At 39.6% G+C, this 24,611-nt stretch carries 23 protein-coding genes; 16 read left to right on the top strand and 7 right to left on the bottom strand.

What is annotated here, in order from left to right; all coding sequences use genetic code 11:
- Positions 1-460 precede the first annotated feature (460 nt).
- From MHI52_RS25900 to MHI52_RS25850, 11 genes are all read left to right on the top strand, one after another.
- Positions 461-2,089, top strand: a complete 1,629-nt coding sequence (locus tag MHI52_RS25900) for an RES domain-containing protein (protein WP_405157889.1) — start codon at positions 461-463, stop codon at positions 2,087-2,089.
- Positions 2,090-2,442: 353 nt separating this feature from the next.
- On the top strand, positions 2,443-3,381 hold the full coding sequence (locus MHI52_RS25895; RefSeq protein ID WP_405157888.1) for a hypothetical protein: 939 nt from the start codon (positions 2,443-2,445) through the stop codon (positions 3,379-3,381).
- Between the two features lie 1,009 nt (positions 3,382-4,390).
- Positions 4,391-5,008, top strand: a complete 618-nt coding sequence (locus MHI52_RS25890; protein ID WP_405157887.1) for a DarT ssDNA thymidine ADP-ribosyltransferase family protein — start codon at positions 4,391-4,393, stop codon at positions 5,006-5,008.
- A gap of 13 nt (positions 5,009-5,021) precedes the next feature.
- Entirely contained in the window at positions 5,022-5,747 is a 726-nt protein-coding gene (locus MHI52_RS25885; RefSeq protein WP_405157886.1) for a DUF6977 family protein, read from the top strand.
- Between the two features lie 261 nt (positions 5,748-6,008).
- The gene (locus MHI52_RS25880; RefSeq protein ID WP_405157885.1) at positions 6,009-6,887 is read left to right on the top strand and encodes a toll/interleukin-1 receptor domain-containing protein; all 879 of its coding nucleotides are present in this window, start codon (positions 6,009-6,011) and stop codon (positions 6,885-6,887) included.
- Between the two features lie 795 nt (positions 6,888-7,682).
- Entirely contained in the window at positions 7,683-8,186 is a 504-nt protein-coding gene (locus tag MHI52_RS25875; protein ID WP_036673263.1) for an SMI1/KNR4 family protein, read from the top strand.
- Between the two features lie 312 nt (positions 8,187-8,498).
- Positions 8,499-9,257 carry an SDR family oxidoreductase gene (locus MHI52_RS25870; protein ID WP_221823674.1) on the top strand — a complete coding sequence of 253 codons (759 nt, stop codon included), beginning with the start codon at positions 8,499-8,501 and terminating at the stop codon, positions 9,255-9,257.
- A gap of 60 nt (positions 9,258-9,317) precedes the next feature.
- Complete coding sequence (locus tag MHI52_RS25865) at positions 9,318-10,403, top strand: alkene reductase (RefSeq protein WP_405157884.1); 1,086 nt, start codon at positions 9,318-9,320, stop codon at positions 10,401-10,403.
- Positions 10,404-10,709: 306 nt separating this feature from the next.
- A complete protein-coding gene (locus MHI52_RS25860; protein WP_405159426.1) occupies positions 10,710-11,708 on the top strand; it encodes an NADP-dependent oxidoreductase in 999 nt (332 codons plus the stop codon).
- A gap of 60 nt (positions 11,709-11,768) precedes the next feature.
- Positions 11,769-12,347, top strand: coding sequence for a TetR/AcrR family transcriptional regulator (locus MHI52_RS25855; RefSeq protein WP_100529793.1), 579 nt, complete (start codon positions 11,769-11,771; stop codon positions 12,345-12,347).
- Positions 12,348-12,432: 85 nt separating this feature from the next.
- The gene (locus MHI52_RS25850) at positions 12,433-13,215 is read left to right on the top strand and encodes an SDR family NAD(P)-dependent oxidoreductase (RefSeq protein WP_405157883.1); all 783 of its coding nucleotides are present in this window, start codon (positions 12,433-12,435) and stop codon (positions 13,213-13,215) included.
- Between the two features lie 18 nt (positions 13,216-13,233).
- Here the strand turns inward: MHI52_RS25850 and MHI52_RS25845 are convergent, their stop codons facing one another.
- Genes MHI52_RS25845 through MHI52_RS25825 form a run of 5 tightly spaced genes read right to left on the bottom strand, consistent with a single transcriptional unit; the run spans position 13,234 to position 16,809 of the window.
- On the bottom strand, positions 13,234-13,833 hold the full coding sequence (locus MHI52_RS25845) for a class I SAM-dependent methyltransferase (RefSeq protein ID WP_405157882.1): 600 nt from the start codon (positions 13,831-13,833) through the stop codon (positions 13,234-13,236).
- Positions 13,834-13,867: 34 nt separating this feature from the next.
- Entirely contained in the window at positions 13,868-14,911 is a 1,044-nt protein-coding gene (locus tag MHI52_RS25840; RefSeq protein ID WP_405159425.1) for a sensor histidine kinase, read from the bottom strand.
- A 49-nt stretch (positions 14,912-14,960) separates the two neighbouring features.
- Positions 14,961-15,641, bottom strand: coding sequence for a response regulator (locus MHI52_RS25835; protein WP_405157881.1), 681 nt, complete (start codon positions 15,639-15,641; stop codon positions 14,961-14,963).
- A 57-nt stretch (positions 15,642-15,698) separates the two neighbouring features.
- Positions 15,699-16,265 (bottom strand): class I SAM-dependent methyltransferase, encoded by a 567-nt coding sequence (locus tag MHI52_RS25830; protein WP_127548142.1) that lies wholly within the window; start codon positions 16,263-16,265, stop codon positions 15,699-15,701.
- A gap of 40 nt (positions 16,266-16,305) precedes the next feature.
- Entirely contained in the window at positions 16,306-16,809 is a 504-nt protein-coding gene (locus MHI52_RS25825; RefSeq protein WP_127548144.1) for a DedA family protein, read from the bottom strand.
- Between the two features lie 794 nt (positions 16,810-17,603).
- On the opposite strand from MHI52_RS25825, the gene MHI52_RS25820 reads away from it, so the two are divergent.
- Entirely contained in the window at positions 17,604-18,191 is a 588-nt protein-coding gene (locus MHI52_RS25820; RefSeq protein WP_076328962.1) for a sigma-70 family RNA polymerase sigma factor, read from the top strand.
- Positions 18,178-18,927, top strand: coding sequence for a DUF3600 domain-containing protein (locus MHI52_RS25815; RefSeq protein ID WP_405157880.1), 750 nt, complete (start codon positions 18,178-18,180; stop codon positions 18,925-18,927). The genes MHI52_RS25820 and MHI52_RS25815 overlap by 14 nt, the downstream gene beginning before the upstream one ends.
- 75 nt (positions 18,928-19,002) lie before the next feature.
- Here MHI52_RS25815 and MHI52_RS25810 read toward each other — a convergent pair whose 3' ends face one another.
- The gene (locus MHI52_RS25810) at positions 19,003-19,878 is read right to left on the bottom strand and encodes an AraC family transcriptional regulator (protein ID WP_405157879.1); all 876 of its coding nucleotides are present in this window, start codon (positions 19,876-19,878) and stop codon (positions 19,003-19,005) included.
- Positions 19,879-19,986: 108 nt separating this feature from the next.
- Here MHI52_RS25810 and MHI52_RS25805 point away from each other — a divergent pair, with 108 nt between their 5' ends.
- Positions 19,987-21,144, top strand: coding sequence for a Gfo/Idh/MocA family protein (locus tag MHI52_RS25805; RefSeq protein ID WP_405157878.1), 1,158 nt, complete (start codon positions 19,987-19,989; stop codon positions 21,142-21,144).
- Positions 21,145-21,382: 238 nt separating this feature from the next.
- A complete protein-coding gene (locus MHI52_RS25800) occupies positions 21,383-21,646 on the top strand; it encodes a hypothetical protein (protein ID WP_405157877.1) in 264 nt (87 codons plus the stop codon).
- Between the two features lie 313 nt (positions 21,647-21,959).
- Here MHI52_RS25800 and MHI52_RS25795 read toward each other — a convergent pair whose 3' ends face one another.
- Positions 21,960-22,280: a helix-turn-helix domain-containing protein gene (locus tag MHI52_RS25795; protein ID WP_036605715.1), complete on the bottom strand. Its 321-nt coding sequence runs from the start codon at positions 22,278-22,280 to the stop codon at positions 21,960-21,962.
- Positions 22,281-22,695: 415 nt separating this feature from the next.
- Here MHI52_RS25795 and zwf point away from each other — a divergent pair, with 415 nt between their 5' ends.
- The gene (zwf, locus tag MHI52_RS25790; protein WP_405157876.1) at positions 22,696-24,150 is read left to right on the top strand and encodes a glucose-6-phosphate dehydrogenase; all 1,455 of its coding nucleotides are present in this window, start codon (positions 22,696-22,698) and stop codon (positions 24,148-24,150) included.
- The last annotated feature ends 461 nt before the right edge of the window (positions 24,151-24,611 follow it).

Below are 24,611 nucleotides of genomic sequence, written 5' to 3'. Positions count from 1 at the left end.
ATTAGATCTTATTAAAGATATGGTAACAAAAAAAACAATTTAAGTCGGGATAGAGTTGAGTTATTTTTGTCACCGCTATTTTCATATCAACAACATGGTAAAACGCTCAACGAAGCATTTAAGATATCAACGGTTTATATTTTAGAGTCCATCCCCTTTCATGCAAAAGTTTATCGCTTGAAAACTAAATTGGGTGATGAACTTGTTGTCTTTAGATCATCGAACTTTACAAAAGGGGGATTTGAACTAATAAATGCATCGGGACTTTTAAATCGGCTTCAGAGATTAAGATTAAGGAAGAGATGAAATTTGAGTAAATGCTCATACGATAAAGGTGTTCTCAATTTGTATAGCAGAAAGTCATTGTAGAAAATGTGTCATTTTGGGCTAATTGAGTTTTGTAATGTTGATTGTTTAGTAATAGGTAGAAAACTTTTTTTGAAAAAGGTGCTGAGGAAAAATGAATTGTTGTGTTAACTGCTTTAATGACGAAGAGATAATTGAACAAATTGCAGAAAAAAACGATATTCAAAATTGTGACTTTTGTGATAGTGAATCGGTATATACGATTGCTGTTGAGGAATTGGGGTTATTCATTCGAGAAGGATTTGAAAGAGCATATGAACATGTAGAAGAATTTACAGGAGCCATGTGGGATTCAGAAAACTCATCGTATATCAGTGGTAACGGGCAGGAAGCTGGAGGGTCAGTATTAGATATTCTTTATTGGGAGAATCCAATTTTTTCAGATTTGCATGATACAGAAAGCGCCAGTAAATTGCTAAGTGAATTAATTGATTCAACAGGATTAACAATGTCTGATATTCAAGATGGTTGTATAGATCACTTGAGTGATATTTTTAACCCTTGTTTTGTCTTTAAAAATGATTTATTTGGGGTAGAGTCGACATCCGAGTATTCATCATGGGAAAATTTTAAGCACTTATGTAAATATTATAATAGATATTTTGATGTTGGAACAGGAAACACACATAGAGAAGATCTTTTAAATAAACTTGGTGATTTATTTCAATTAATGGGTAGAAAACTTGAGATAAATACAGTTTTATTTAGGGCACGAAAATATGAAATGAAAGATAAAAATGAAAATTGGTACAGAGAAATTTCACCAGCACCTGCTAAATATGCTGTCAATAACAGGATGAGTCCTGCTGGTATTTCTTATACCTATTTAGCAACTCACATAGAAACCACATTAAAAGAAATTCGTGCCAACAAAGGTGATCATGTTTTAATTGGAGAATTACAACCGATATTTGAACTTGATATATTAGATCTAACAAAAGAAATAGAAATTAAAACTAAAAGCATATTTAGAAAAGACTACAATCATAATGATAATTGGGTTAATGAATTCATATCTAATTTCATTGCAGAAATTAGTAAACCAATTAATGAGAATGAAAAGAACATAGAATATGTAGCAACGCAATTGTTATCTGAATACATTAGAAAATTAGGTTTCGATGGGATTAAATTTGAGAGCAGTATTGCTTCAGGTACTTATAATTATGTTTTATTTTGTGGTCCTAATACAGATATTTTGCGTGATTCGTACGAATATGAATATTATACGTATAATAATGATTATGAATTAGTTTACTTTAATAAATGGTTGAAATTAAAATCGATAAGATATATTGAGTGTGAAGAGACGTGTGAGTATCAAGAGTTGATACATACTGATACGATTGATGATATAAACAAATCGTTATTTCCTAATGGAAGCGAAAATTTTGTTCATATTAATCAGATATATAACCAGTTAGAAGAATTGAATCAAATTATATTGAAAGACTATGATTTTTATGATCATAACGAACTAATTCCGAATTTTAACTTGATTGAGGTAATGAGAGAATTAATAGATGGAAACAATCAGTTAAAAAGAGTGATGTACATTTCAATTACTACAGGATTTAATTTTATTAATATTAATGTTGGGATGAGGGAAGGCCTGTATAAGAACAAGTGTTTGGCTTACTTTACATGCTATCATAGAACTATTAAAAATTTTGAAGATATCTTATTACCAGTAGATCTAAGTGAATTTAATTCTAAGTTATAAGAAGTTCAGTGTAAGCAGGATGACTTACTTGTTAACAAATAAAAAATTCCTGTCCAATTTCAAATTAACCGTCCCTAACTAAAATTAACTGTCCCCAACCCACCAAAGACTGGAACTTGGTTGTCGCTATTCTCCAACCATTTCTCCAGTCTTTTTCTCATCCCTGAAAGCATCACAGCAGGGATTCTTCATCCAAATCCCGAATTGAAGGCTGGGGTCAGTCAAATTCCAGAAGAATATTTGCAGGAGTTTTTGTAGTTATGCTTGGCAAACCTAACTTAGGAGGGATATTTTGGACATGTGTCGAAATGTGTTCAGTAGTTAAATATTACTTAGAATAGGAGAAACATTTAGTGAATTTGGACTCTCATCATATTGAAAGATTAATTCCTTGGTTTGGGTATGGAAATTTTAATGAAGCAGAAGTAGTCTTTTTTGGAAATGAAGAAGGACTGGGTGGCTATCCAATTGAAGCAGTTTTAGGAAGGTGTCAGCTTTACGGATATAATCCAAATACGTGGATTGATAATGATTGGAGACTTGGGTATTGGGATGAAACAAGCCATGATGGGTACTTAAACCTGGGAAGGATAACAAATGAAATAAGAACTGCAAGTGGATTGTCACCTGTTGCCCCACCTCCACCTCCAGCATCTCCTTTCTTAGAATTCCAAGCAAGGATGCTATTGCATTTTGAACAAAAGGATCAAAATTGGTTCAATGTTAAGAAAAACCTTCTCAATAATCAATGGAATCAAATACAAGAGTTGAAAGAACACTTATATTCAAACAAGACTAAAATTAAGGCAGGATTAGTAGACTGGAGACCCTTGCCTCGCCCTACAGAGGATGTTTGGCCATACGATGGAATTGACGAAAAGAAGTACATTTCAGCTTTCAAATTAGCTAATGCAAATTTGAAAAAAATAACTGAATTAAGCAACGGTAAATTGGCAAAAGAAGAACTCGACGAGTATTCCAAGATGCTATGGAATCGTGCTGAGCTGATTAGGAAAGTATTTGTTACATTCCCCTTCTCAACACTAATCGGTGTTGGAGATATGAACGCCAAGAAGAAACTGTTGGAATTCATTTTCAGAAATGAAAATTTAACATTCACGAAAAAGACTTTGAGAAATGGGAAATCGTATGAGATAGCTGAGTTAATTCTTCCAAACAAGAAACTTACCATTATCCTTACATTATTCTTTAATCATCGTTCTAATTGCTTACAATTAGAAGGGCTACAGCATTTATGTGAGGATGTTCTTGAACCAATTATTGGCTGTTAAAGTTAATTTCAATTATAATGGAGTTTTCTTCTACAGAAAGTCCATAAGAATAATAAGTTGATTGTCGAGTCGATGAATTTCAGGTGTTTATTCCTGATTATTCGTTCGGCTTTTTGTTTTACACAAAAAATTCAGTCTTTCTCTAACCTATAATTCTCCATTTATGAGAGATTCACTTAATCAAAACCCAAGTAAAGAAGTCATTATTGAAAAACGATACTTAAATGCCCTCCAATTCTTATGCGTAAGTTCACAAATGTGGAAGAATTAGATGAATGGGCAAACAGAATCATAAATTTATAAAGACATAAAAAAGCAGAACTATCAAATAGCTCTGTTTTTCAATTTCGCGGCAAGATTTCGTCGAGGACAAGAGAAACATTTTTTTGCACGCAATACCCGAGAGACGAGGGAGTTTGAAAAAAACTCAGTCATTGAACATTACGAGATAATTAGCCCACTAATGGTACAAAAATTGAATACCCTGCGTACTTATTAATTCTCTTGAAATCATGTCTGTAACCAAAGAATATTGTAAGATTACAGGCCGCAAAGTTCTTCGGGTTTAACACTTTCTGATATTCAAGAAGGTTGTATAGATAATATGAGTCATATTTTTAACCTCTGTTATGTACTTGAAGGTATGGTGTAGAGTCGATATTGGATTATTCATCGTGAGCGACATTTAAACATATAGGAAAAACGTTAATTCATAAGAGAGTCTGAAGGTCTTTTTATGTAAAGGTAAAATTTCCCATCTATCCAGCATCTTACTGCTTTTGTTCTCATTGATACTAAAAGAAGAAGTTGTTAAGGGAGATCGTGAGCAATAATGCACATATTACTAACCGTTGAAACATAAATTCTGTTACAAAGAACTAATAAATGATATAATTTGGGTTGTATTACCTATATGAATAATGAAAATAGAGTAGATAGACTCATAATGTCGAAGAACTAAAGGTACAAAGCAAGTTAAGCATGAATAATTATGTGGGAGGGACGTAAGATGAAAAGTGTTGTAAATCAATATGGCATAAGATTTTTGTTACATTTTACACAAGCGAATAACTTACATAGTATACTGCAACATGGAATATTACCTATCGCTGAGATGAATCAACAACGAATGAACTACATTGGGAATGATGCCTATAGGTATGATGGTTTCCCCAACGCCTCATGTCTTTCCATTGAAGTTCCAAATTATAAAATGTTTTATAAATATAGAATAGAGAACCTAAAAAGTGAATGGGTTGTTTTAGGGGTGAGGAAAGATATAATATGGGAGAAGGATTGTGCTTTTTGCGTTGAGAATGCGGCAAGTAGAGCTATTACTCAAACTACTATTGAATCAAGAAAAGGAGTTCAGGCTCTAAAAAGATTGTATGACGAGTCTCCCAATAAGCCCACAAGAAGTTCATTAAAATTGAATGCCGCTGTACCAACAAATCCACAAGCTGAAGTATTAGTTTTTGGAAAAATCGAGCCCACATACATCTATTCGGTTTGCTTTGAAAATACTATTGTACGTGATAAATATAAACACTTAGTACCTTTGAATATAAACGTTGAAGTTCAGAAATGGTTATTTGAACCAAGGGATGACTACGAACATTGGAAGTAAGTAAGGGGGAAATATGGCTGAGAGACCCGTATTTATAAGTGGTGCAAGAGAACATGGTTACGTATATGTCAAGAATATTAAGTTTGAATGGTTTCCTGGGTTTTCCGTGAAGCAGAAACAAAAGTCAATTGATTCATTTCATACTAATATAAAAAAAGTACAACCCTCATTGAAGGTGTTAGAAATATCGAGCAAATCAAACATAGAATTGGGAGTAGCACTAAGTGCATTTAACTTAAAAATTAAAACGAAGAATGATAAAGAATTTAGTGTTGAAACAGCTTTTCAGGCAAGTAAGGTTTTTGAATTTGGTGGTCCATTTATTGATTTGTACGATAAATCTTCGAAAGAAGCCAAGAAAGATCCAAGACTTAAAATTAGTGGAAGATTATTGTGTTTTCAATACTTCGGTAGGAAATGGGATTTAGAACCTAAGACATTTTTTTATGATTGGTTATATACTAATGCATTGTCTCTTAATACGGATTTGAGCAGAGAAGTTGTAAACTATGATGCCTTCACTGATATTGAATTCAATCCAGACAAGTCAATTAATTGTCAGGCAAAATCTGTGGCACTTTTTGTTTCCTTGAAAAAACTGGGTTTGTTAGAAGAAGCCCTGTCATCAATCGAAAAATTTAGACATATAGCCTATATTGAGAAACAAAACGATGTCGAAATAAAAAAAGAAGATGGAGCACACCAACAAATTAACTTTTTTGATGATTTCGAACTATAATAGAGAACACTACTTATTCATGATTCATATTTATAATTAATAGAACAATTTCTTTTTATCTGAAATAATAATTCTTGTTCATTTTTTTGTGAAAAGTTGATTTTTAGGATGATTGGGTAGCTGAATTTTGTTGGATAAAAGTTGTCAAGCAATGAATATTACGTAGATCCTATATAATAAGAGTTTTTTTCTAAGAACATGTCATTTCAGTTGGGTGTAAAACATTTGAATTTTTTAATATATAAGTGCAGGGGTGTATTTATGAATGTATTTTTGTCATATTCCTGGAAAAACCAAAATGTTGCGGATGTATTAGATAATTTATTTCGTAAGAAAAGTATCATAATAAAAAGAGATGTACGAGACGTTGAGTACAGACAGAGTATCAAAGAGTTTATGAGGCAAATAAGGAAATCAGATTATGTACTTTTAGTTATAAGTGAAGCTTATTTAAAGTCAGTAAATTGTATGTTTGAGTTAACTGAATTTTTGAAGGATGATAACTTCAGAGAACGTTGGATACCAGTAGTCCATGAAGAAACAGGCATATTCACTGAAATTGGAAGGATTGAATACATTGAATATTGGCAAGAAGAATACAAGAAACTTAAAGATAAAGTAGAGTATCTCGATGAGTTAAATAAGTTAAGTGCAATTAGTGAGTTAAGAAAATTAGAATCAATTCAACGGATGATGTCAGAATTTTTAACTATTATATCTGAAACAAAGATGATTACTTTTACAGATAACATTTCAAAGGATGACTTTGAACAGATATATTGTGCGATTTTTCCTGAATCAACTCAGAAAGAACTAATTTTAGACGGGTACTACCTTCTTAATGTACCACGTACACTCCATCAAAATATTATGAACTGGTGGGCTGAAGATAACCATACTTATACTGTGGATACGAGAAATGCACGTCTGTTTACTACAGATGAAGTCAGAAAGCATATTAAAAATGATTATGATGCGAAAAAGAATTCAGCAATACCAGCAGATATTATAATAAAAGCCAATCAGACTATTTTACCATTTACAGAAGCTTTCGTTTCAGTGATTGAAAGAAATCGGGAGAGAATAATTGGAAATAAATATATGTACTTGTCGGTCGAGGAGTTGAAAATATTTGATTAAGATACTCTATTACTCGAGGTTACTAAACATTCTGAGAATTGAATTTACAAAATTTAATGTGACTTAGGTTACCATGTAACCAATAAATAATTCCTGTCTAATTTTATTTTTACTGTCCCTAACTAAAATTAACTGTCCCCAAACCACCAAAGACTGGAACTTGGTTGTCGCTATTCCGCAACCATTTCTCCAGTCTTTTTCTTTCCTCTTAAAGCACTACAGCAGGGATTTATCATCCAAATCCCGAATAGGTAATCAAGCAGAAACCCAGGATACTCAAGGCTTTTCGATAGGTGGGGCGGTTTTACTCAGTCATTTCCCAGGCTCTTACTCAGGCGTTTTAAATGCCAATCCCTACTTTTCTCAGGCACTTCTCTATCCCTTCAGGGACACGAATTATTAGTTGTTTTCGTTCACAATTGAACCAGTTTCTTTCCAGTTTTCAGGTGTGTTTCTCAGCGTTTTTGGGACAGTTATTTTATCTCGGAAATGGTGGTGAAGCCTTGTGGGGTAAGGGATTGGGGGATTTGGAGGTGGGGACAGTTATTTTTAGTTTTCTACAGGATTTTTAACAAATAAATGATTCCTGTCCAATTTCAAATTTACCGTCCCTAACTAAAATTAACTGTCCCCAAACCACCAAAGACTGGAAGTTGGTTGCCGCTTTTCCCAACCATTTCTCCAGTCTTTTTGTTTTTCTCTTTGAAGCACGACAGCAGGGATTTTCCATTCAAATCCCGAATAGGTGATATAGTTTCTATTTCTTAAGCTTATAGGCAGGTGTATAAATTGGAAATGAATAATGGAAAAGAAAAAACTCACCTTAGGGAATTTATGGCTTGGGCCGGGGAAAAGGGCTGGGACATAATGAGTAAATCCGGTTCGCAGTCACATTTAAACAGCAGCATTACTTCAAGATATAAAGGACTTCCAGATGAATATTTAGAATTTCTAAATGTAGTTGAAAAATGCGTTGCACCGGATGAGCAAACCTGGTTTATTTGTGAGGCTGAGTTCAACAATAGCACGGAGACCGCATTCCAATGGAATGAATTTGAAATGCTTAGTTTGGAGGCAGCAGAGGGTGATTCTATTTGGCAGTCAGAGATAACGGCTTGGTGGGATCATCACTTGCCGATCGTAATGTCTGTGGAAGATGGATATTCCTTCTATGCCATTGACTTAACAACTGACAGTGGAGCTATTGTCCGTGGATGTGAGCCTGAATTTGAAGAGGTTGAAAAGGTATCCGATTCGTTTGGAGAATTTCTGGCATGGATGATGTCGAATTCAGATTAGCGTAAAAAGAAAGGTTGATGGTTATACTTGTGGCCATTGGCCTGACATTAGATTATTCAATGAAAGAACTTATAAAATGATATAAAAATTCTTAATTTATGATATAAAAATGGTTTATATAGCGTGATTTTATTCTCATTTAAGTATGTTCCAAGCATATTTTCTATATATAAAATAATTCTTTACTGTTCGTTCTAAAAATGATATGCTAACTGCAAGTTAGATCTAACTACATTTTTTTTACACATTTAAGAACGATCGTTCTCAAAACTGAAATTACACTAATCTAAAGAATATAAGGGAGAGAATATGATGAAATACACAGTAATTACAGGAGCAAGTTCAGGAATTGGATATGAAACAGCATTGGCATTTGCAGCACGGGGTAAAAACTTGATTTTGGTAGCTAGAAGATTGGATAAGCTTGAAGAACTTAAATCGACTATTCAGGGTATCGATCCTAAAGTAAATGTTATCGTTCATACAAGCGATTTGTCTGTTACCGCAGAGGCGTACACGCTATATAACGATTTGAAGGAATATGAAATTGAGACTTGGATCAATAATGCAGGGCTTGGAGAAGGCTCGTTCATTGCTGAACAGAATTTGGATAAAGTGGAGACCATGCTGCGTGTTAACATAGAATCTTTGACCATTCTATCTACACTGTATGTGCGAGATTATGCGAATGTGGAAGGCACTCAATTGATTAACGTCTCATCCGCACTTGGATATGCCATTGCTGTAGGCAGTGTTGCTTACTCTGCATCGAAATACTACGTTAGTGCCTTCACAGAGGGCCTTGCCAAAGAATTGGAATTGAAGGGTGCAAAACTAAAAGCGAAGGTGCTTGCACCAGCGATCACGGAAACAGAGTTTGTACAAAAATCAATTGATGCTGAAGGATTTGATTACAAAGCGAATATGTCCAAATATCACACAGCTAAAGAAATGGCAGGCTTCATGATCGATCTGTATGATCACCACGAAGTGGTTGTAGGCATTGTAGACCAGAACTATGATTTTCAGCTGACAGGCGCAATCTACCCGGTCATTTCAGAATTGAATTAATACAGCAGAATCTAGAGGATACATCTACAAAATCTCAAATAAGAAGAGGAGTACATCCAAATGGAAAAGATATGGAGTAAAACGAAGATTGGTAACATGGAATTGTCTCATCGACTAGCGATGGCACCTATGACACGCAGTAGAGCACAAGAAGATGGTACACCTGGAGAGTTGGCGGCACTTTATTATGCTCAGCGTGCGACCATGGGACTCCTGATTACAGAAGGAACACAGCCTTCTGATGATGGACAGGGTTACTTGTGGTCACCTGGCATTTACACGGACAAGCATATTAAAGGTTGGAAAAAGGTAACGGATGCGGTGCATGAAGCTGGCGGATATGTATACATCCAATTAATGCATGCGGGTCGCATGTCACATCCGGACAATACCCCGCATCATCGTCAACCGGTTGCTCCATCTGCAATCGCACCGGGTGTAGAAATGTTTACGGCTACAGGGATGCAGGATATCCCCGTTCCCCGGGAATTGAGTCGGGAGGATATACAAACGACCATCGCTGATTTCCGAAAGGCAGCAGCCGCAGCGATCGAGGCAGGGGCGGATGGCGTCGAAATTCATGGAGCCAATGGTTACTTGATCAATCAATTTTTAGGAGAAAATTCGAATACACGCACAGATGAGTACGGCGGATCTATTGAAAATCGTGCTCGCTTTGCGATTGAAGTAACCAAAGCCATCGTGGAGGAAATAGGCGCAGAACGAACTGGCTTCCGTATCTCACCAGGGACACCGCTGGGTGGAATTCAAGATGGCGAACAAGGCCCTGAACTCTATCGCTATCTTGTAGAAGAATTGGCTCAATTGGATTTGGCTTACCTTCATGTTATGCATCTTGGAGATGAACAACTGCTCCAAGACATTCGTTCGATCTGGCAAAATCCATTGTTGGTCAATCGGGCTGGAAGAACGTTGGATGATCTCAGTGTCGATTTAGATCGTGGTCTCGCTGATGTGGTACCTGTAGGTGTATGGTCCTTAGCTAATCCAGATTTGGTGGAACGACTTCGACAAGGTGCGCCACTGAATGAAGCAGATCCGACAACATTCTTTGGATTGGGAAGTAAGGGCTACACGGATTACCCTACGTTGGAAGAATTAAAGTCGCAAGAGGGGCTACACTAGCACAAGTATGGAGCATGGCGTACAACTGAAGATTGCGCGCCCTGTTCCTACATAAGTTGAACTAATTATTTACACGATAACGGAGAGGACAGAAAGAACCTGAAAAAACGAAGCTAAAAGCTTTCTGAAAGAAAGCTACTTCGGAAGCATACACCTCGACTTTATCACCGGATTTTCCCTTTAGAAAGGGGATCAAAAAAATCTGGGGATAACAGCGATTGGAAGGTTGTTCTGTCATCGTAGTATCAGTGTAAATAATCTTTAGTTCAACTTATGTAGTCTATAAGCAAAGGAAGAGGATAAATGATGAGAGCAGCTCAAATACAGAAATACTCTAAAAAAATCCAGGTGGAAATTAATGATATTGCGACACCTCAGATCCAGAGCCATGAGGTTCTTGTCAGAGTAAAAGCAGCGGGTGTAAATCCACTGGATATCTTGAATATGAATGGCAGTGTTCGGATGATTGCCGACTATGCGTTACCTTTAACTTTAGGGAATGAATTATCGGGTGTCATTGAAGCTGTCGGTGATGATGTTTTGAATTTTAAAGTGGGTGATAAGGTTTATACAAGGTTACCTCTGAATAAAATTGGTGCTTTTGCTGAATATGCGGCTGTACATGAGGATGCTTTATCCATGATGCCTGAAAATCTGTCTTTTATCGAAGCTGCTGCAGTACCCCTTACTGCCTTGACCGCGTATCAAGCATTGCATGATGTGCTCCGAGCGGAACCGAATAAAAAGTTGTTTATTCCTGGCGGAACCGGGGGATTCGGTGCGATGGCTATCCCAATTGCCAAGTCCATGGGATTAACGGTTATTACAAGTGGCAGTGAGAGGGGCAGAGCACGTACTCTATCCATTGGAGCAGATCAATTCATTGATTATAAGACTGAGCAGTATGCTGACATTCTGTCCGATATCGATTATGTGATCGACACCTTGGGTGCGGATGAGATCAAAGCTGAACTGAGCATTTTGAAACCACATGGCAAATTAGTTTCTTTGAAGGCAGGACCCAATTATCGCTTTGCAGTGGACAGTCAATTCCCGTTGTGGAAAAGAGCATTATTTGGTCTCGTAGGTGCACGCCTGGATTCTTTAGCGCGTAAGAATCAAAATGAATATCGTTTTTTATTCGTGCACTCCAGTGGAGTTCAATTGCAAGAGATTACAGCTCTTGTAGAAAAAGAAGACATTAAACCTTCGATCGATTCTACGTATACGTTTGATGACATTGAAAAGGCATTGATCAAAGTATCCACGGGTCACTCTCAGGGCAAAGTCATTGTTACCTTATAAAGGCTCGTTAAGATCATGCTTATGCTTTCAATGTTCGTTTTCTGAACAGGAGGAAAGCCAATGGCGAGAAGCAAAGAGTTTGAAGAGTCTGTTGTACTGGATAAAGCGATGAGACTTTTTTGGGAACAAGGTTATGAGAAGACGTCTATGACGGATCTGGTTAATCATATGGGAATTCATCGTAAAAGCTTGTATGACACATTTGGTGACAAACATACCTTGTTTCTAAAGTCAGTAGATCTGTATGATCACAAAATCAGCTCCGCTCTTGCAGCAGGCGTAAAGCGTTCTAAAACGGCAACGGAAGCACTTCAGTTTATATTTCTTTCTTTAATTCATGGAGAGGAATCTCCAGCATCAGGTTGCTTCATTGTTAATTCGACGGTAGAATTGGCGGCACGTGATAAAGACATGAACCACCGATCGACGGAGATGTTTGCAAATACGGAGAAACTAATCAAGGACATTATGGTGTGGGGACAGCAAGAAGGTGAATTCACAACGGAGTACAACGCCGAGGTATTGGCGGAATATCTGCATAACGTAAGCATTGGGTTAAGGGGGATGGCCAAGACTTCGATGACCAAGGAAAAACTGCTTCGTATAGCGATGCTATCCATGGATCTCATACTAAGGTAGTCCATTTTTCACTATTATAGAATGTTCATTCTAATTGATGTTCCAGATGAAACATATGTTATAGAAAAGAGAGGCAGGTCACGATATGAGAAAGACAGTTCTAATCACAGGGGTATCGGGTGGGATCGGTAAAGAGTTAGCAAATCGGTTTGCCAAAGGTGGACATCATATTGTGCTGGTAGCACGAAGCAAGGGTAAAATACAGGATCTAGCTCAGGAGTATCGGAAAAAGTATGGCATTCAGGCGACGGTTATTGCCAAAGATGTAGCAGTACCTGGGGTACCACAGGAGATTTATAATGAGTTGAAGGAAAAGGGCATTGTTGTTGACTATCTTGTCAATAATGCAGGCTTCGGTCTGTTCGGGACGTTTATGGAGACGGATATGGAACAAGAAGTTAATATGATTGACGTGAATATCAAGGCTTTAACCGTCTTGACAAAGCTATTCTTGCCGGATATGATCCAACGTGGGCACGGCGGTGTGATGAATGTGGCCTCGTTAGTAGGTTTTTTCCCTGGACCGATGATGTCGGTATATTATGCAACAAAGGCATATGTACTATCGTTCACTGAGGCTTTGGAGAATGAAGTAAGCGGAACTGGCGTTACAGTAACGGCACTGTGCCCAGGCCTGACATCCACCGGGTTTGTTGATCGTTCGGGTATGGGTGTCTCGAAGATGTTGCAGGGCCCGATCATGGAAGCCGGACAGGTGGCCGAAGAAGGGTATCGAGGCTTTTTGCGTGGCAAGACATTAATTATGCCTGGTGCTCGAAATCGATTCATCGCGTTTATGCCGCGGTTGTTGCCGCGTAAGATGATGACTCGCATGATTAGATCCTCACAGGACAAGACAGGACATTAAACATATAAAGAGGATAAATCAAGTCTTCCTCAAGTCGATCGTTACACGTTGTCCTTCATCTTGTCTTTTACGACAAACATATACAAAAACAGGAGGGAAGCTGAAGGGCACAAATTGAATTTTCTCCATCTCAAATAGCTTAGATAATCGTTTCTTCATATGAAGTGAGTACTGGTATAACACTAAGGTGCCTCCAGGTCGGAGCGCTGTATCGATCTGTGACAGGATGTTTTGTCTCATTTCTCTGGAAAAATTAAAAAAGGGCAGTCCGCAAATGATGCTATCCAACTGATGCATATGTTCTTGGCTGATCCTTTTTAATAGATAGGATGCATTGGAATGGAACATGAATTCAGGATATGTTTTCTTCAGATTACTTCTCATTTTGGTGTCTCTTTCAAATAAAAACACGGTTGCCGATTTCGGTAATTGTGATCTTATGAGCCGGGTGATGGCCCCTGTTCCTGGCCCCAGCTCAGCAATGGTTCTTACCTCATCCCATCGTACAGACTGGACAATTTTCTTAGCCAAATATTTGGAGCTGGGGAGGACGCTGCCTACTCGTTTGGGGTTCCTCAGAAATCCTTGCAGGAAAAGAAGTGGTTCGAATGTTTTCATCTCGGTATCCTCCATTATCAATGCTATTGATGTTTCACTGGATGTTAGAAGGCAAGCTTAGTTGGAATATAAATACGTTACGCGTATGTTTTAGTGTTAAAGTCCCCTGATGTAAATCCGCAATGTTTCTCGCAATAGAAAGTCCCAGACCAGATCCTGATTGAATACCTTCGCTATTCCTCGAATAATCCACCTTATAAAAGCGATCAAACAGTCTGTTTTTTTGTTCTATCGTTAGTGGTATGCCTTTATTCTCTACTTCAATGGTAACGTGATTATGCTGCACACTCATTCGAACATGAATCGTGCCCGGTTTAAAGGAATACTTGAGTGCATTCATGAGGAGATTGTCGATAGCTCGAGCGATCTTATCACTATCCAGGGAAACCATGATTGGAGCATTACCGAGTGTTTTTTCAATACGAATCCCATGCTCCTGAGCTAAAGGTTCGAATTCAAACAACAATTGGTCCAATAGCTGACAGAGGTCAATATTTTTCAAATCCAATTGGGTGTTCACTTCGTTAAGACGCGTATATTCAAATAAATCATCGAGTAACTTCTTCAAATGTGTTGCTTTGTTATAGGTATTTTGGATGAAACGATCATACTCTGCTTTGTCTTGAAATGATTCTGATTTGAGAAGCTCAATATAGCCAATTATGCTGGTAAGCGGTGTACGCAGGTCATGTGAGATGCCAGTGATCATGTCCATCTTGGATTGCTCCAATTCACGTTCTTTAGCAATCTGTTGCTTTAACTGTTCTGTCATATGATTGATGTTGGAAGCAACGCGTCCAAGTTCATCTTGTCGATTAACGGGCACCCTGTAATTCAGATTTCCTTCAGATATGATTTGAAGCCCTTTCTCTAATGTAATGAGATCTCTCACAATTTTTCGTGTGGAAAACAAAAAAATTAACGTGAAAATTACGATGAAGATTGGTGTTAGAACGTAAGGAAAAATGTAGAGGAGCGAAGGCCAATTAAATCTTTCACTAATTTTTGCGGCAGCTATGATCAACATATTATTGACACCCACAGAGCCAACAAACGAAATCAATAAACTGATCAACATTTGATATAGGATGTTAATCTGTATCTTTTTTTTAAAATGTGGTAATCGTTTAATCAATTTTATATCCCACTCCCCATACCGTTTTAATGTAATGAGGTTCCCGCGGATTTACTTCTAATTTCTCTCGCAGGTTACGAATATGAACCATCACCGTATTATCCGAATACCCGTAAGGTTCCTTCCATACGGTTTCGTAAATTTTCTCGGAGCTAAATACTTGTCCAGGATGGCTGGCAAGCAGCACCAGAATGGAAAACTCCAGTGGTGTAAGCGAAATGTCATTATCTTTGAGCTTCACAGAATGTTTACTTGTATCAATGACAAGGTCCTTGATCAGGATAAGTGAATTGAATTCGGCTTTGCCAATCAGTGTTTGACGTCGTAACTGAGCTTTAACGCGAGCCAGTAACTCTAATGGATTAAACGGTTTGACCATATAATCATCAGCCCCGGTAGTCAGGCCCGTGATTTTATCAATGTCTTCTTCCTTAGCGGATAACATAATAATGGGAGTGGGTGATACTTCTCTTATTTTGAAGCAGGCTTTGATTCCGTCCATGATGGGCATCATAACATCCAGTATTACGAGTTGGACCGATGTTGTTTTGATAATATTTAGTGCTTCCTCACCATTGGCTGCTTCAATGACTTGATATCCTTCGTTACGTAAATAGACATGAATGACATCCCGGATATCGGGTTCATCATCAACAACAAGAACGGTATTCATAATTCAACACTCCTTAAAAATTAGGATAACATCAGTGTAAACGATCGTCCGGAATGTTTAAATTGTTTCCTTTTTGCGACAGACATAAACGAACGCAGAAGGTATATTCAAAGGCACGAATTCTATTTTTTCGATGATAAAGTGTTCGGATAATGTTTTTTTCATTTGAAGTGAATATTGAAAGGCGATGAATAATCCTCCAGGTTTGAGTGCCTTATGGATCTGGTCTACCAACGTATTTCTTAATTCAGGTTCAAAGTTGAAAAACGGCAATCCGCTAAAAATGTAATCCAGTTGCTGAATGCCCTCTTGATTCATAGATTCTACCAATCGAGCGGCGTCTGGATAACAGGAGAACTCCGGGTATGTCGTCTTAAGAGTGTTCCTCATCGTTTCGTTCATCTCAAACAATAGGACTTTGGTGGAATCCTGTACTTGTTGATGAATATAACGAGTGATCGGACCTGTACCCGATCCAAGCTCGGCGACTGTTTTTGCCTCTAGCCAAGAGGCTTGCTTCACCATTTTGCTGGCGAGAAACCGGGAACTGGGTATGATACTGCCGACATGTTTAGGGCTTTGCAGAAAGCTTTTCAAAAATAAAACAGGTTCATTGGAATTCATAGGGTTCCTCCATAATGTGATGGTATGTTATCCAAACCAGTTAGAAATGTAATAAATGAAGCGTAGATAGAATGGGGCCACCGAAGTAAATTCCCGCTGTAAAATACGTTATGGTCCATAACAAAGCACTGGAATAGGAGATAAGAGCAAATTTTCTATACTGCACGCCACTGAGTCCCATCACTAAAGGGAGAATATATCGCACGATTGGAATGAACAAACCGATGCACATCGCCCAATTGCCACTTTTATTCAGAATGAGTTCAGCCTTAACGAAGTGTCTATGATGTTGGAATCTGTGTTTTATCTTGGGTCCAAATAACTTCCCTGCAAAATAAGCAAAGGTAATGGCTGTTAATAGTCCTGATAAAATACAGAAGTATGTGATCCATGAATTGATAACTCCTGTGTGGCTCAAAATGGCACCGCTGATAATCGTGATTTCATTTGGGATTGGAATACCGAAAGGCCCTAATGAGAAGGCAAAATAAAAAATCAGATAACCATACTGATGAAGTAGCTCTAAGATCGTATTACTGATCATTGTTTTGCCTCCTCTCTTGTTGATATAGCAATCTTAATTAAAAAAACTAAGGAATTAATGAGCATAAATCTAAAGAAAATCTAAAGAATACATAAGCAAAGCCAAACAACTTATGTTTAAGAGAAAAAAGCCTTGCCAACGTACTGGCAAGACTTGAACAGGTAGACATATTTAGGAGCGGTGATCAAGTGATATGAATTTCTGAATATCAAATAAAGTTTGCCTCAAAAAGGAACGTATAAGCTAGCTCGAGTTGATTACCTATATCTTTATCTGTAAGGAAGAGGATGATCAAAGAAGAGCCGAGACGTCATAATGACGACTCAGCTCTTTTTTGATGTCCCAGGGGATCAGACTTCTTTGAATCAGCTTATTGTAGGAAGTAGAACCATCTGAATTTGGTACCAGCAACAATAAACAAAACAATCCATCCCCATAAAAACAACAAACGTAGAGGTCGTGGAATCAGGAGATATTCTGAGTACAATTTGCTGAAAAGTTTCATTACAGTAGTGACCACCCCTGCTAAGTTACTCCCTTATTTCCGCTTTCGAAAGAAAAAGAGACGATAAGATAACCAATATCCCAATAAGTCTGTATACCGTGGCGTAGGCCTCGAAGTAAATTCTGGATGCAGAACCTCCAATTATATCAAAATTAGGTATATTATATCATGATAAACACCAGAGGACCTTTTTGTATCAGATTCAGCCATACCTACTCATTCAATAAATAAATCGAACGATATGATGCTGGCATGCCAATATATAGTGTAAGGAGGAGGGGGATGGATAATGAGTGAACAAGATGAGTACATAGAACTTGTAACGTTAATACGGGCGGGGCATGAAGAAGCTTATGGAGAATTATATGAGAAAACAGTGACGAGGATATATCAAACTGTGCGATTTCTCATCAAGGACAAGTCTGATGCGGAGGATGTAGTACAGGAGATTTACATTCAGGCGTATCGATCATTGGCGCGATATGATGCGGAGCGTGCTTTTCGTCCCTGGTTGATGGGGGTGACGATGCGACAGGTTCAGAGTTATCGACGCAAAAGATTGATGCAGTTTCGGTTTGGTAAGCGGATCGAAAAATCTGACGTGGGACTAGAATATGATTTTTCCACTGATCTGGTCAACAAACTGGCAAATCGTCCTTTGCTGGAACAGGTGCGCCGTTTACCGTACAAGCTGCAGCAGGTGGTTACACTTCATTATTTGAATGAATATACGCAAGAGGAGATTGCTGGCATATTGGAGATTCCGCTTGGAACCGTGAAATCGCGCATACATGCGGCGCTGGCGAAGTTAAGACAGAAAGAGAAGATGAATCCAAGGTTGCGGGGAAAGGTGGAGGATCTGCATGAAACTCGATGAACAGTTGCGAACAGCCTACCAGGAAGAGACCAAAGACTGGTCCGTTCCTACGAGGATTAAACATAAAATGATGGATGGTATTCGAAATGATTCACACATCAGAAAAAATCGGAAAAAATGGCTGGTCACCGGGCTATTAGCTGTTGTGCTCGTTATTCCCACCGGAGCCTACGCAGGATACACCTATCTCGCAGACGGAATATATGGTTCGCAGGAGAATATCAAAGCTATGGGGGGAACAGCTGAGGATTATATGAGGTTGGAAGCAAAGTTGCAGACGGCCAAGGCCTATTTCAGCGAAGAAGAATTTGTTCAATATATGGACTTGCTGAAGCAATTAGGGCAAATGGCCGTGAAGTATGCCGATTCTCAGGGCAATATTCATCCAGAGCAGTGGAGTACAGTGGAGCAGGAGCGATATAACCTTCTTGTAGCTGAGCTGGAACCGTTTTTCGAGAAGCTGGAAGCTGTGAGTACTGCTTCACAAAAGGATCCTATGAATGAGCAACAATTCTGGACGGAGCAGTTGGCGCGGGCGGAGGAGATGTTAACTAAAGAGGAGTTTACCGAGTTCAAATCTGTGTATAAACAAATGAAGGCTTATGAAGTGATGGTGGTAGATAAGGATGGAAGCATTCATGATGAGCGCTTGTCAGTGGAACAGAAGGATGATTTGAGGCAATTAAGAGAGCGACTTATTCCGTATTTGGAGAAGTTGGGGCTTGATGTGCGGTGAAGCAAGTGAAATCGGTTTGTACGAGAAGAAGCGGAGAAGTGAATTCTTTCGCTTCTTTCTTGTTGTTGTGATCCATTACTTCCTCCCCTGCACCTTCAGCCGATATTGATGTGGTGTAGATCCTGTGGCAGTACGGAATACTTTGCAAAAGTAGGAGGGGCTGGTCATACCGACACGGTGACCGATTTCGGGAACGGTGAGCGAGGAACGGGTGAGCAGCACACAGGCATGACGGATGCGGGTGGCTTGAGCATAAGCAACGATGGTGGTGCCAGTCGCTTTTTTGAATACATGAGATAGATGATAGGAGGATAGATGAAGTGTATCTGAGATATGCTCCAAACGAAAAGGCTCATGGTAATGCTGTTCAATCCATTGCATGATGGCTTCGGCATGAGGTGGAAGAACGCTTGCACTGGACGAGAGTACATCCTGGGAGCGGCGCTGTTGCCCATCTTGCCACAGATAGCGAAGCTGTGCGAACAGATCCAATAAAAAGAGGTGTGTATCCTCTTCTACTTCGTGGGGAAGCAGACCTGGATACGTATCTGCATATTGCTCCATTCGTTGAACGAGTGGGGAAGTGTCAGCAAGTCGGATCGGCTGAATGGGGGATTGCTCTCCCAGCAGATCCTGTATGAAGTGGTGAGTCGCCACAAAATGCGACCAAAGTGCCTTCAATATATCAAGCTCAACCATGAGTACATTTCGAATGAAAGGCTGCTGACTGGATACTTGAATCTGGACGTGATGCAATTGAAAAGGTCGAAAAATCATGAGCATACCAGGTTCAAGGGAGAAAACCTGACCTTCGGTTATCAACTGCCCATATCCTTCATGGATATATGTTATCTCCATCTGCGAATGAGCATGAAACACTTCGCGAAACGTAGTGTTGGATGCACGACGACAGACCAGATTAAATTGTTCTCCCAGAAAGATGGACTTCATGAATGCCTCCCTTATCATGCGCAAGATAGTTTTATTTTAGCACAAGATGAACGCATAAAAGCGCTTTATTATTGTGTATTGTGAAGGGAATAAGGGAGGTATGCAACGATGTTAAAAGTGGCGATTATCGGAGCAGGTGCAATTAGTGGAGCACATATCTCAGCATATATGGCGTTCCCTGAGCGATGTCAGATTGTTGCTGTGGTCGATATCTACGTGGAAAAAGCACAGAAGCGAATTAATGAATATGTTCTGGAAGGTGCACAAGCTGTCACGGATTACACAGAGTTACTTGCCCTAAACATTGATCTGGTATCAGTCTGTACACCACCGTATACGCATGCTCCCATTGCGTGTGATTTCATGCAAGCAGGTGCACATGTGTTGGTCGAAAAACCGATGGCATCTTCCCTGGAGGAAGCGGATCTGATGTTGAGGGCAGCGCAAGCAAGTGGTAAGTTGTTATCCGTAGTAGCACAGAATCGTTTTACGACACCAATGATGAAGCTAAAAGGTGTGCTGGACAGTAAACGGATGGGACCGATTGTACATGTGCAGGTTGATTCGTTCTGGTGGCGGGGCCACAATTATTATGATCTGTGGTGGCGCGGGACATGGGAAAAAGAAGGAGGAGGCTGTACCCTTAATCATGCGGTGCATCATATTGATGCCATGCTTTGGATGATGGGACCTCCAGTGGAATTACAGGCCATGATGGCAAATACGGCACATGATAATGCCGAAGTTGAGGATATATCCATGTCGATGCTTCGCTTCCAGGAAGGGGCGCTTGGCATGATTACCAGTTCCGTCGTACATCACGGAGAGGATCAGCAGTTAATTTTTCAGGGCAAAGAAGCCCGGGTATCTGCACCTTGGCAAGTCGTTGCTTCTACCGCCCGGAATAACGGATTTCCGGAACCGAATCGAGAGTTGGAACACCAGATTCAGAAGCTCGCTGACGAATTACCGGATGTTATTCATGTCGGTCACGCTGGGCAAGTTGAGAATGTGTTAAATGCTATTGAGACAGGATCTCCCCTTCTGGTGGATGGCCAAAGCGGTCGGAATACGCTTGAACTGATTGTGGGTATCTATAAGTCGGCAAGTACGGGAGAAAAGGTTGTTTTCCCACTAGGGGCGGAAGACGCGTTTTACACAAGAGAAGGAATTATGCAACATGCCGTACATTTTCATGAAAAAAAGACGACGGTGGACAACTTCGAGGATTCGAGTATTACACTCGGGAGCAAGTTGGATTCGTAGTGTTTTCCGTGAAAAGGATGCCCCTCACATAAGTGAGGATGGGCATCTTTTTTTGTACTAGGTCGATTACACCTACATCACCATAAAAAATCAATACACTTGGTTTTTCCATCTATGTAACTCGTATTCGCTTCAAGATCATAATCCATAGTCAGGGATTGGATCAATGAGAGCTACAATCAGTCTCGTAGTTGTGTGAGGGAGAATAGGCAGAATCAGTGCTGTTTAGCTTCATCTTTTGAGCGTGTTGGTTCAACAGAAAGAGGTTGCAAATGTAGCGCTTTCGCAGTTAGCGGATTCACGTCATTTGAGACACTCGAAGAAGATGATGTCATGGATTGAAGAGCATTTCAAATATGAGATCAGATTGGACCAGATAGGGGTAGATGTTCACCAGTCCAAATCGTATGCTTCCCGCATTTTTCATCAAGAGATAGATAGCAACATTAAGAACTACATCAAAGCCCGAAGATTGAAGCAGGCTTTCTACTCCTTGACATAACAAATTTCGTTGGATGAGATTAGCAGACGAGCCAGATTTCCAAATGGACCGTATTTTATCCAGTTATTTCGCAAATCTGCCTGGACGACCCCGCTGCAGTATCGGCAACATTTGAACGGAACAGTAGGCACTAATTTTGGTTTGCAAAATAATAGCGTTATTACGTCTCTATACACAATTAGTATTTACCGTTTGAATTAAATAAATCCCGGATGCGGATTGCACTAGCCAGTTGCTAAATGCCTTACTACACCTCCGGGATTGCACATCGGTTACCTTCAAGCTAAATAAACATTAAGGATTCCTCAAACTGTTACAACCACTTATCAGCCCAACGTTCCACGGCGCTTAGCGCTCTCCCCAGTTCCGTTCCTTTTCGTGACAACATATATTCAGTCCGAACTGGACGTTCCGTGACCACATGGCGAACCACAAGTCCTTCTTCCTCCAATTCCTTCATTCGCTCATTTAACACACGTTTGCTCAAGTCAGGGATATAAGCGTGAATCTCACTGAAGCGTTTGGGTTCCTCCATCAACGCATGGATAATGAGGGCTACCCATTTTCGGCCAATGATCTGATAAGATTGTTCCACTTTTGTACATATTTGCTTGGCATTCTCATCATCGCTCATGATTGTACTCCTTTGGTTTAGTATTGCTTGTAATATCATTAGTATACTTATTGTAACCTACTTGTCCACAGGCCATATGTGTAAAATGTCACATACCAATTGTTCTTAATGTTACCACATAAAGCGTTATCATCAAATAAAAACCCTATAAACACTGGAGTTCACAGGTTCGACACGATTATTGACGAATTGTGACGACAGGTGTAATATGGGTAACGTTAATTCAAATGGTTACAATTTATAACCTAAACACAGGTTGTGGAGAGAAGGAATGTTCCATGGTTGAATTCAGGCTTGTTATATAAACGGAGGCAAGGCGGGGAACACACCCACTTATTCCGTCTTTTGTCATGCTTGGATTTGAACATTTTGCAACATCATATACTATACTGCACAGATCACAGGAGGCACTCCAATGGATGCAATGACATTTGTCCTGTTCGGGGCAACAGGCGATTTAGCCAAACGCAAGATTTACCCTGCATTATATAACTTGTACATGGATCAGAAAATGCCGAAATCCTTCTCCGTTATCGGATTGGGACGACGTGAATTGTCGGATACGGACTTCCAGGCAAATGTTGAAAAGTCACTGCATGAATTCTCACGTCAGACGCCGGAAGAAGAATCACAAGTTCGTGATTTCATTGGCGCTTTCCGTTATTGTTCTTTAAATAATACGAAGCTTGAAGATTACACCAAGCTGTTGGAACTGGTTCAACAGCGTGAACAAGAGCTTAACATTCCCGAAAACCGCATGTTCTACATGTCGGTGGCACCGGAATTCTTTGAGCCAATCGCATTGAACATTCAAGAAAGTGGCCTGGGTAACACCAAAGGCTGGAAGAAACTGATTATAGAAAAACCATTCGGACACGACCTGCAATCAGCTCGTGATTTGAACGAAAAACTGAGCAATACCTTTGCGGAAGAAGAAATCTATCGCATTGACCATTTCCTCGGTAAACCGATGGTTCAAAATATTGAGACGCTCACCTATGCAAATCCGGTGATTCAAGCGTTGTGGTCTAACCGTTATATTGCCAATGTACAGATTACGGCAAGTGAGACGGTGGGTGTTGAAGAACGTGCCGCGTATTACGACCAAAGTGGTGCTCTTCGTGACATGTTCCAAAACCATATGCTTCAGTTGCTGATGATGATTGGTTTGCATTTGCCAAAACGCTGCACACCGGAAGAGATTCAATTCAAAAAACAAAAGATTGCTGAAGCACTTCGTCCTTTGACGAAAGAAAACGTCGCTTCTGAAGTTGTTCGTGCGCAATATGCAGCAGGTGAGCTGCAAGGTGCTTCGGTTGTTGGATATCTGGACGAGCCTGGCATCCCTGCCGGATCTCAGAACGAGACGTATGTTGCCGCAAGACTGTGGATCGATGATCCATTCTGGAGTGAGGTTCCATTTTACATCCGTACAGGTAAACGCCTGACTGAGAAATCCACCCGAATCGTTGTTGAATTCAAGGCTCCACTGAAGACCGGTCATGAATCCGAAAATACAACGGCACCTAACCTGCTGACCATTGAAATTGGTCCGGGAGAAAGCATCTCGCTTCAATTAAATGCGAAGAATCCATTGAACCATGGTGAAGTGGAACCAATGCATATGACCTTCAACTCAGGTAAACGTAACATTCCGGAAGCCTACGAGAATCTGATCTTTGATGCGATGCGTGGAGATTCCACCTTCTTCGCTCACTGGAACGAAGTGGAGCTGGCATGGCAATGGGTGCAACCGATTCAGGAAGCATTCGAAGCGGGCAGCGTGCCACTGGATACGTACAGCGCAGGTTCGCATGGACCAGAGTCAGCAGATCGCCTGACCGCAGCAGACGGTTATCGTTGGTGGTAAGTGTAAAAGAGTAAGCACAAGAAAAAAGAACGGTACAATCCATTCTGCTCACAAATGAACATTCTGCACAAATTTAAAAAGAACCTTCCGATCATTAAGGTATAGAACGAAATTTTTATATTCGCTAGAGCTTGTACTTGTAAGCGAGTTAAATCGAATGGTGCAAATTGCTAATATAAACACTGTATCTACTATGAATCATACCGTTCCAATTTTGCATAAGCCCTTCCGGTTATGATTGCCGGAAGGCCGTGAAAATTTTTGAATATAGATTAGCGGTTCAGTTTTAAAATGGGTTGGCTTGAACGCTGAGAATGTAGTGTAGGGGACGAAATCGATTCTGTAGAAGCAAAGCGTTCGCCTTTATCCCCGGATTTTCTCCTAAATAGGAGATTCAAAAAATCTGGGGATAACAGCGATCAAAAGAACGATTCGTGACCGGAACGGATACTTCGCCAAAC

The organism is Paenibacillus sp. FSL H8-0283 (genome assembly GCF_045040675.1).
GTDB lineage: Bacteria > Bacillota > Bacilli > Paenibacillales > Paenibacillaceae > Paenibacillus > Paenibacillus amylolyticus.
The sequence above is the reverse complement of the archived record's forward strand: the minus strand, read 5'-3'. Positions and strand labels throughout refer to the sequence as shown.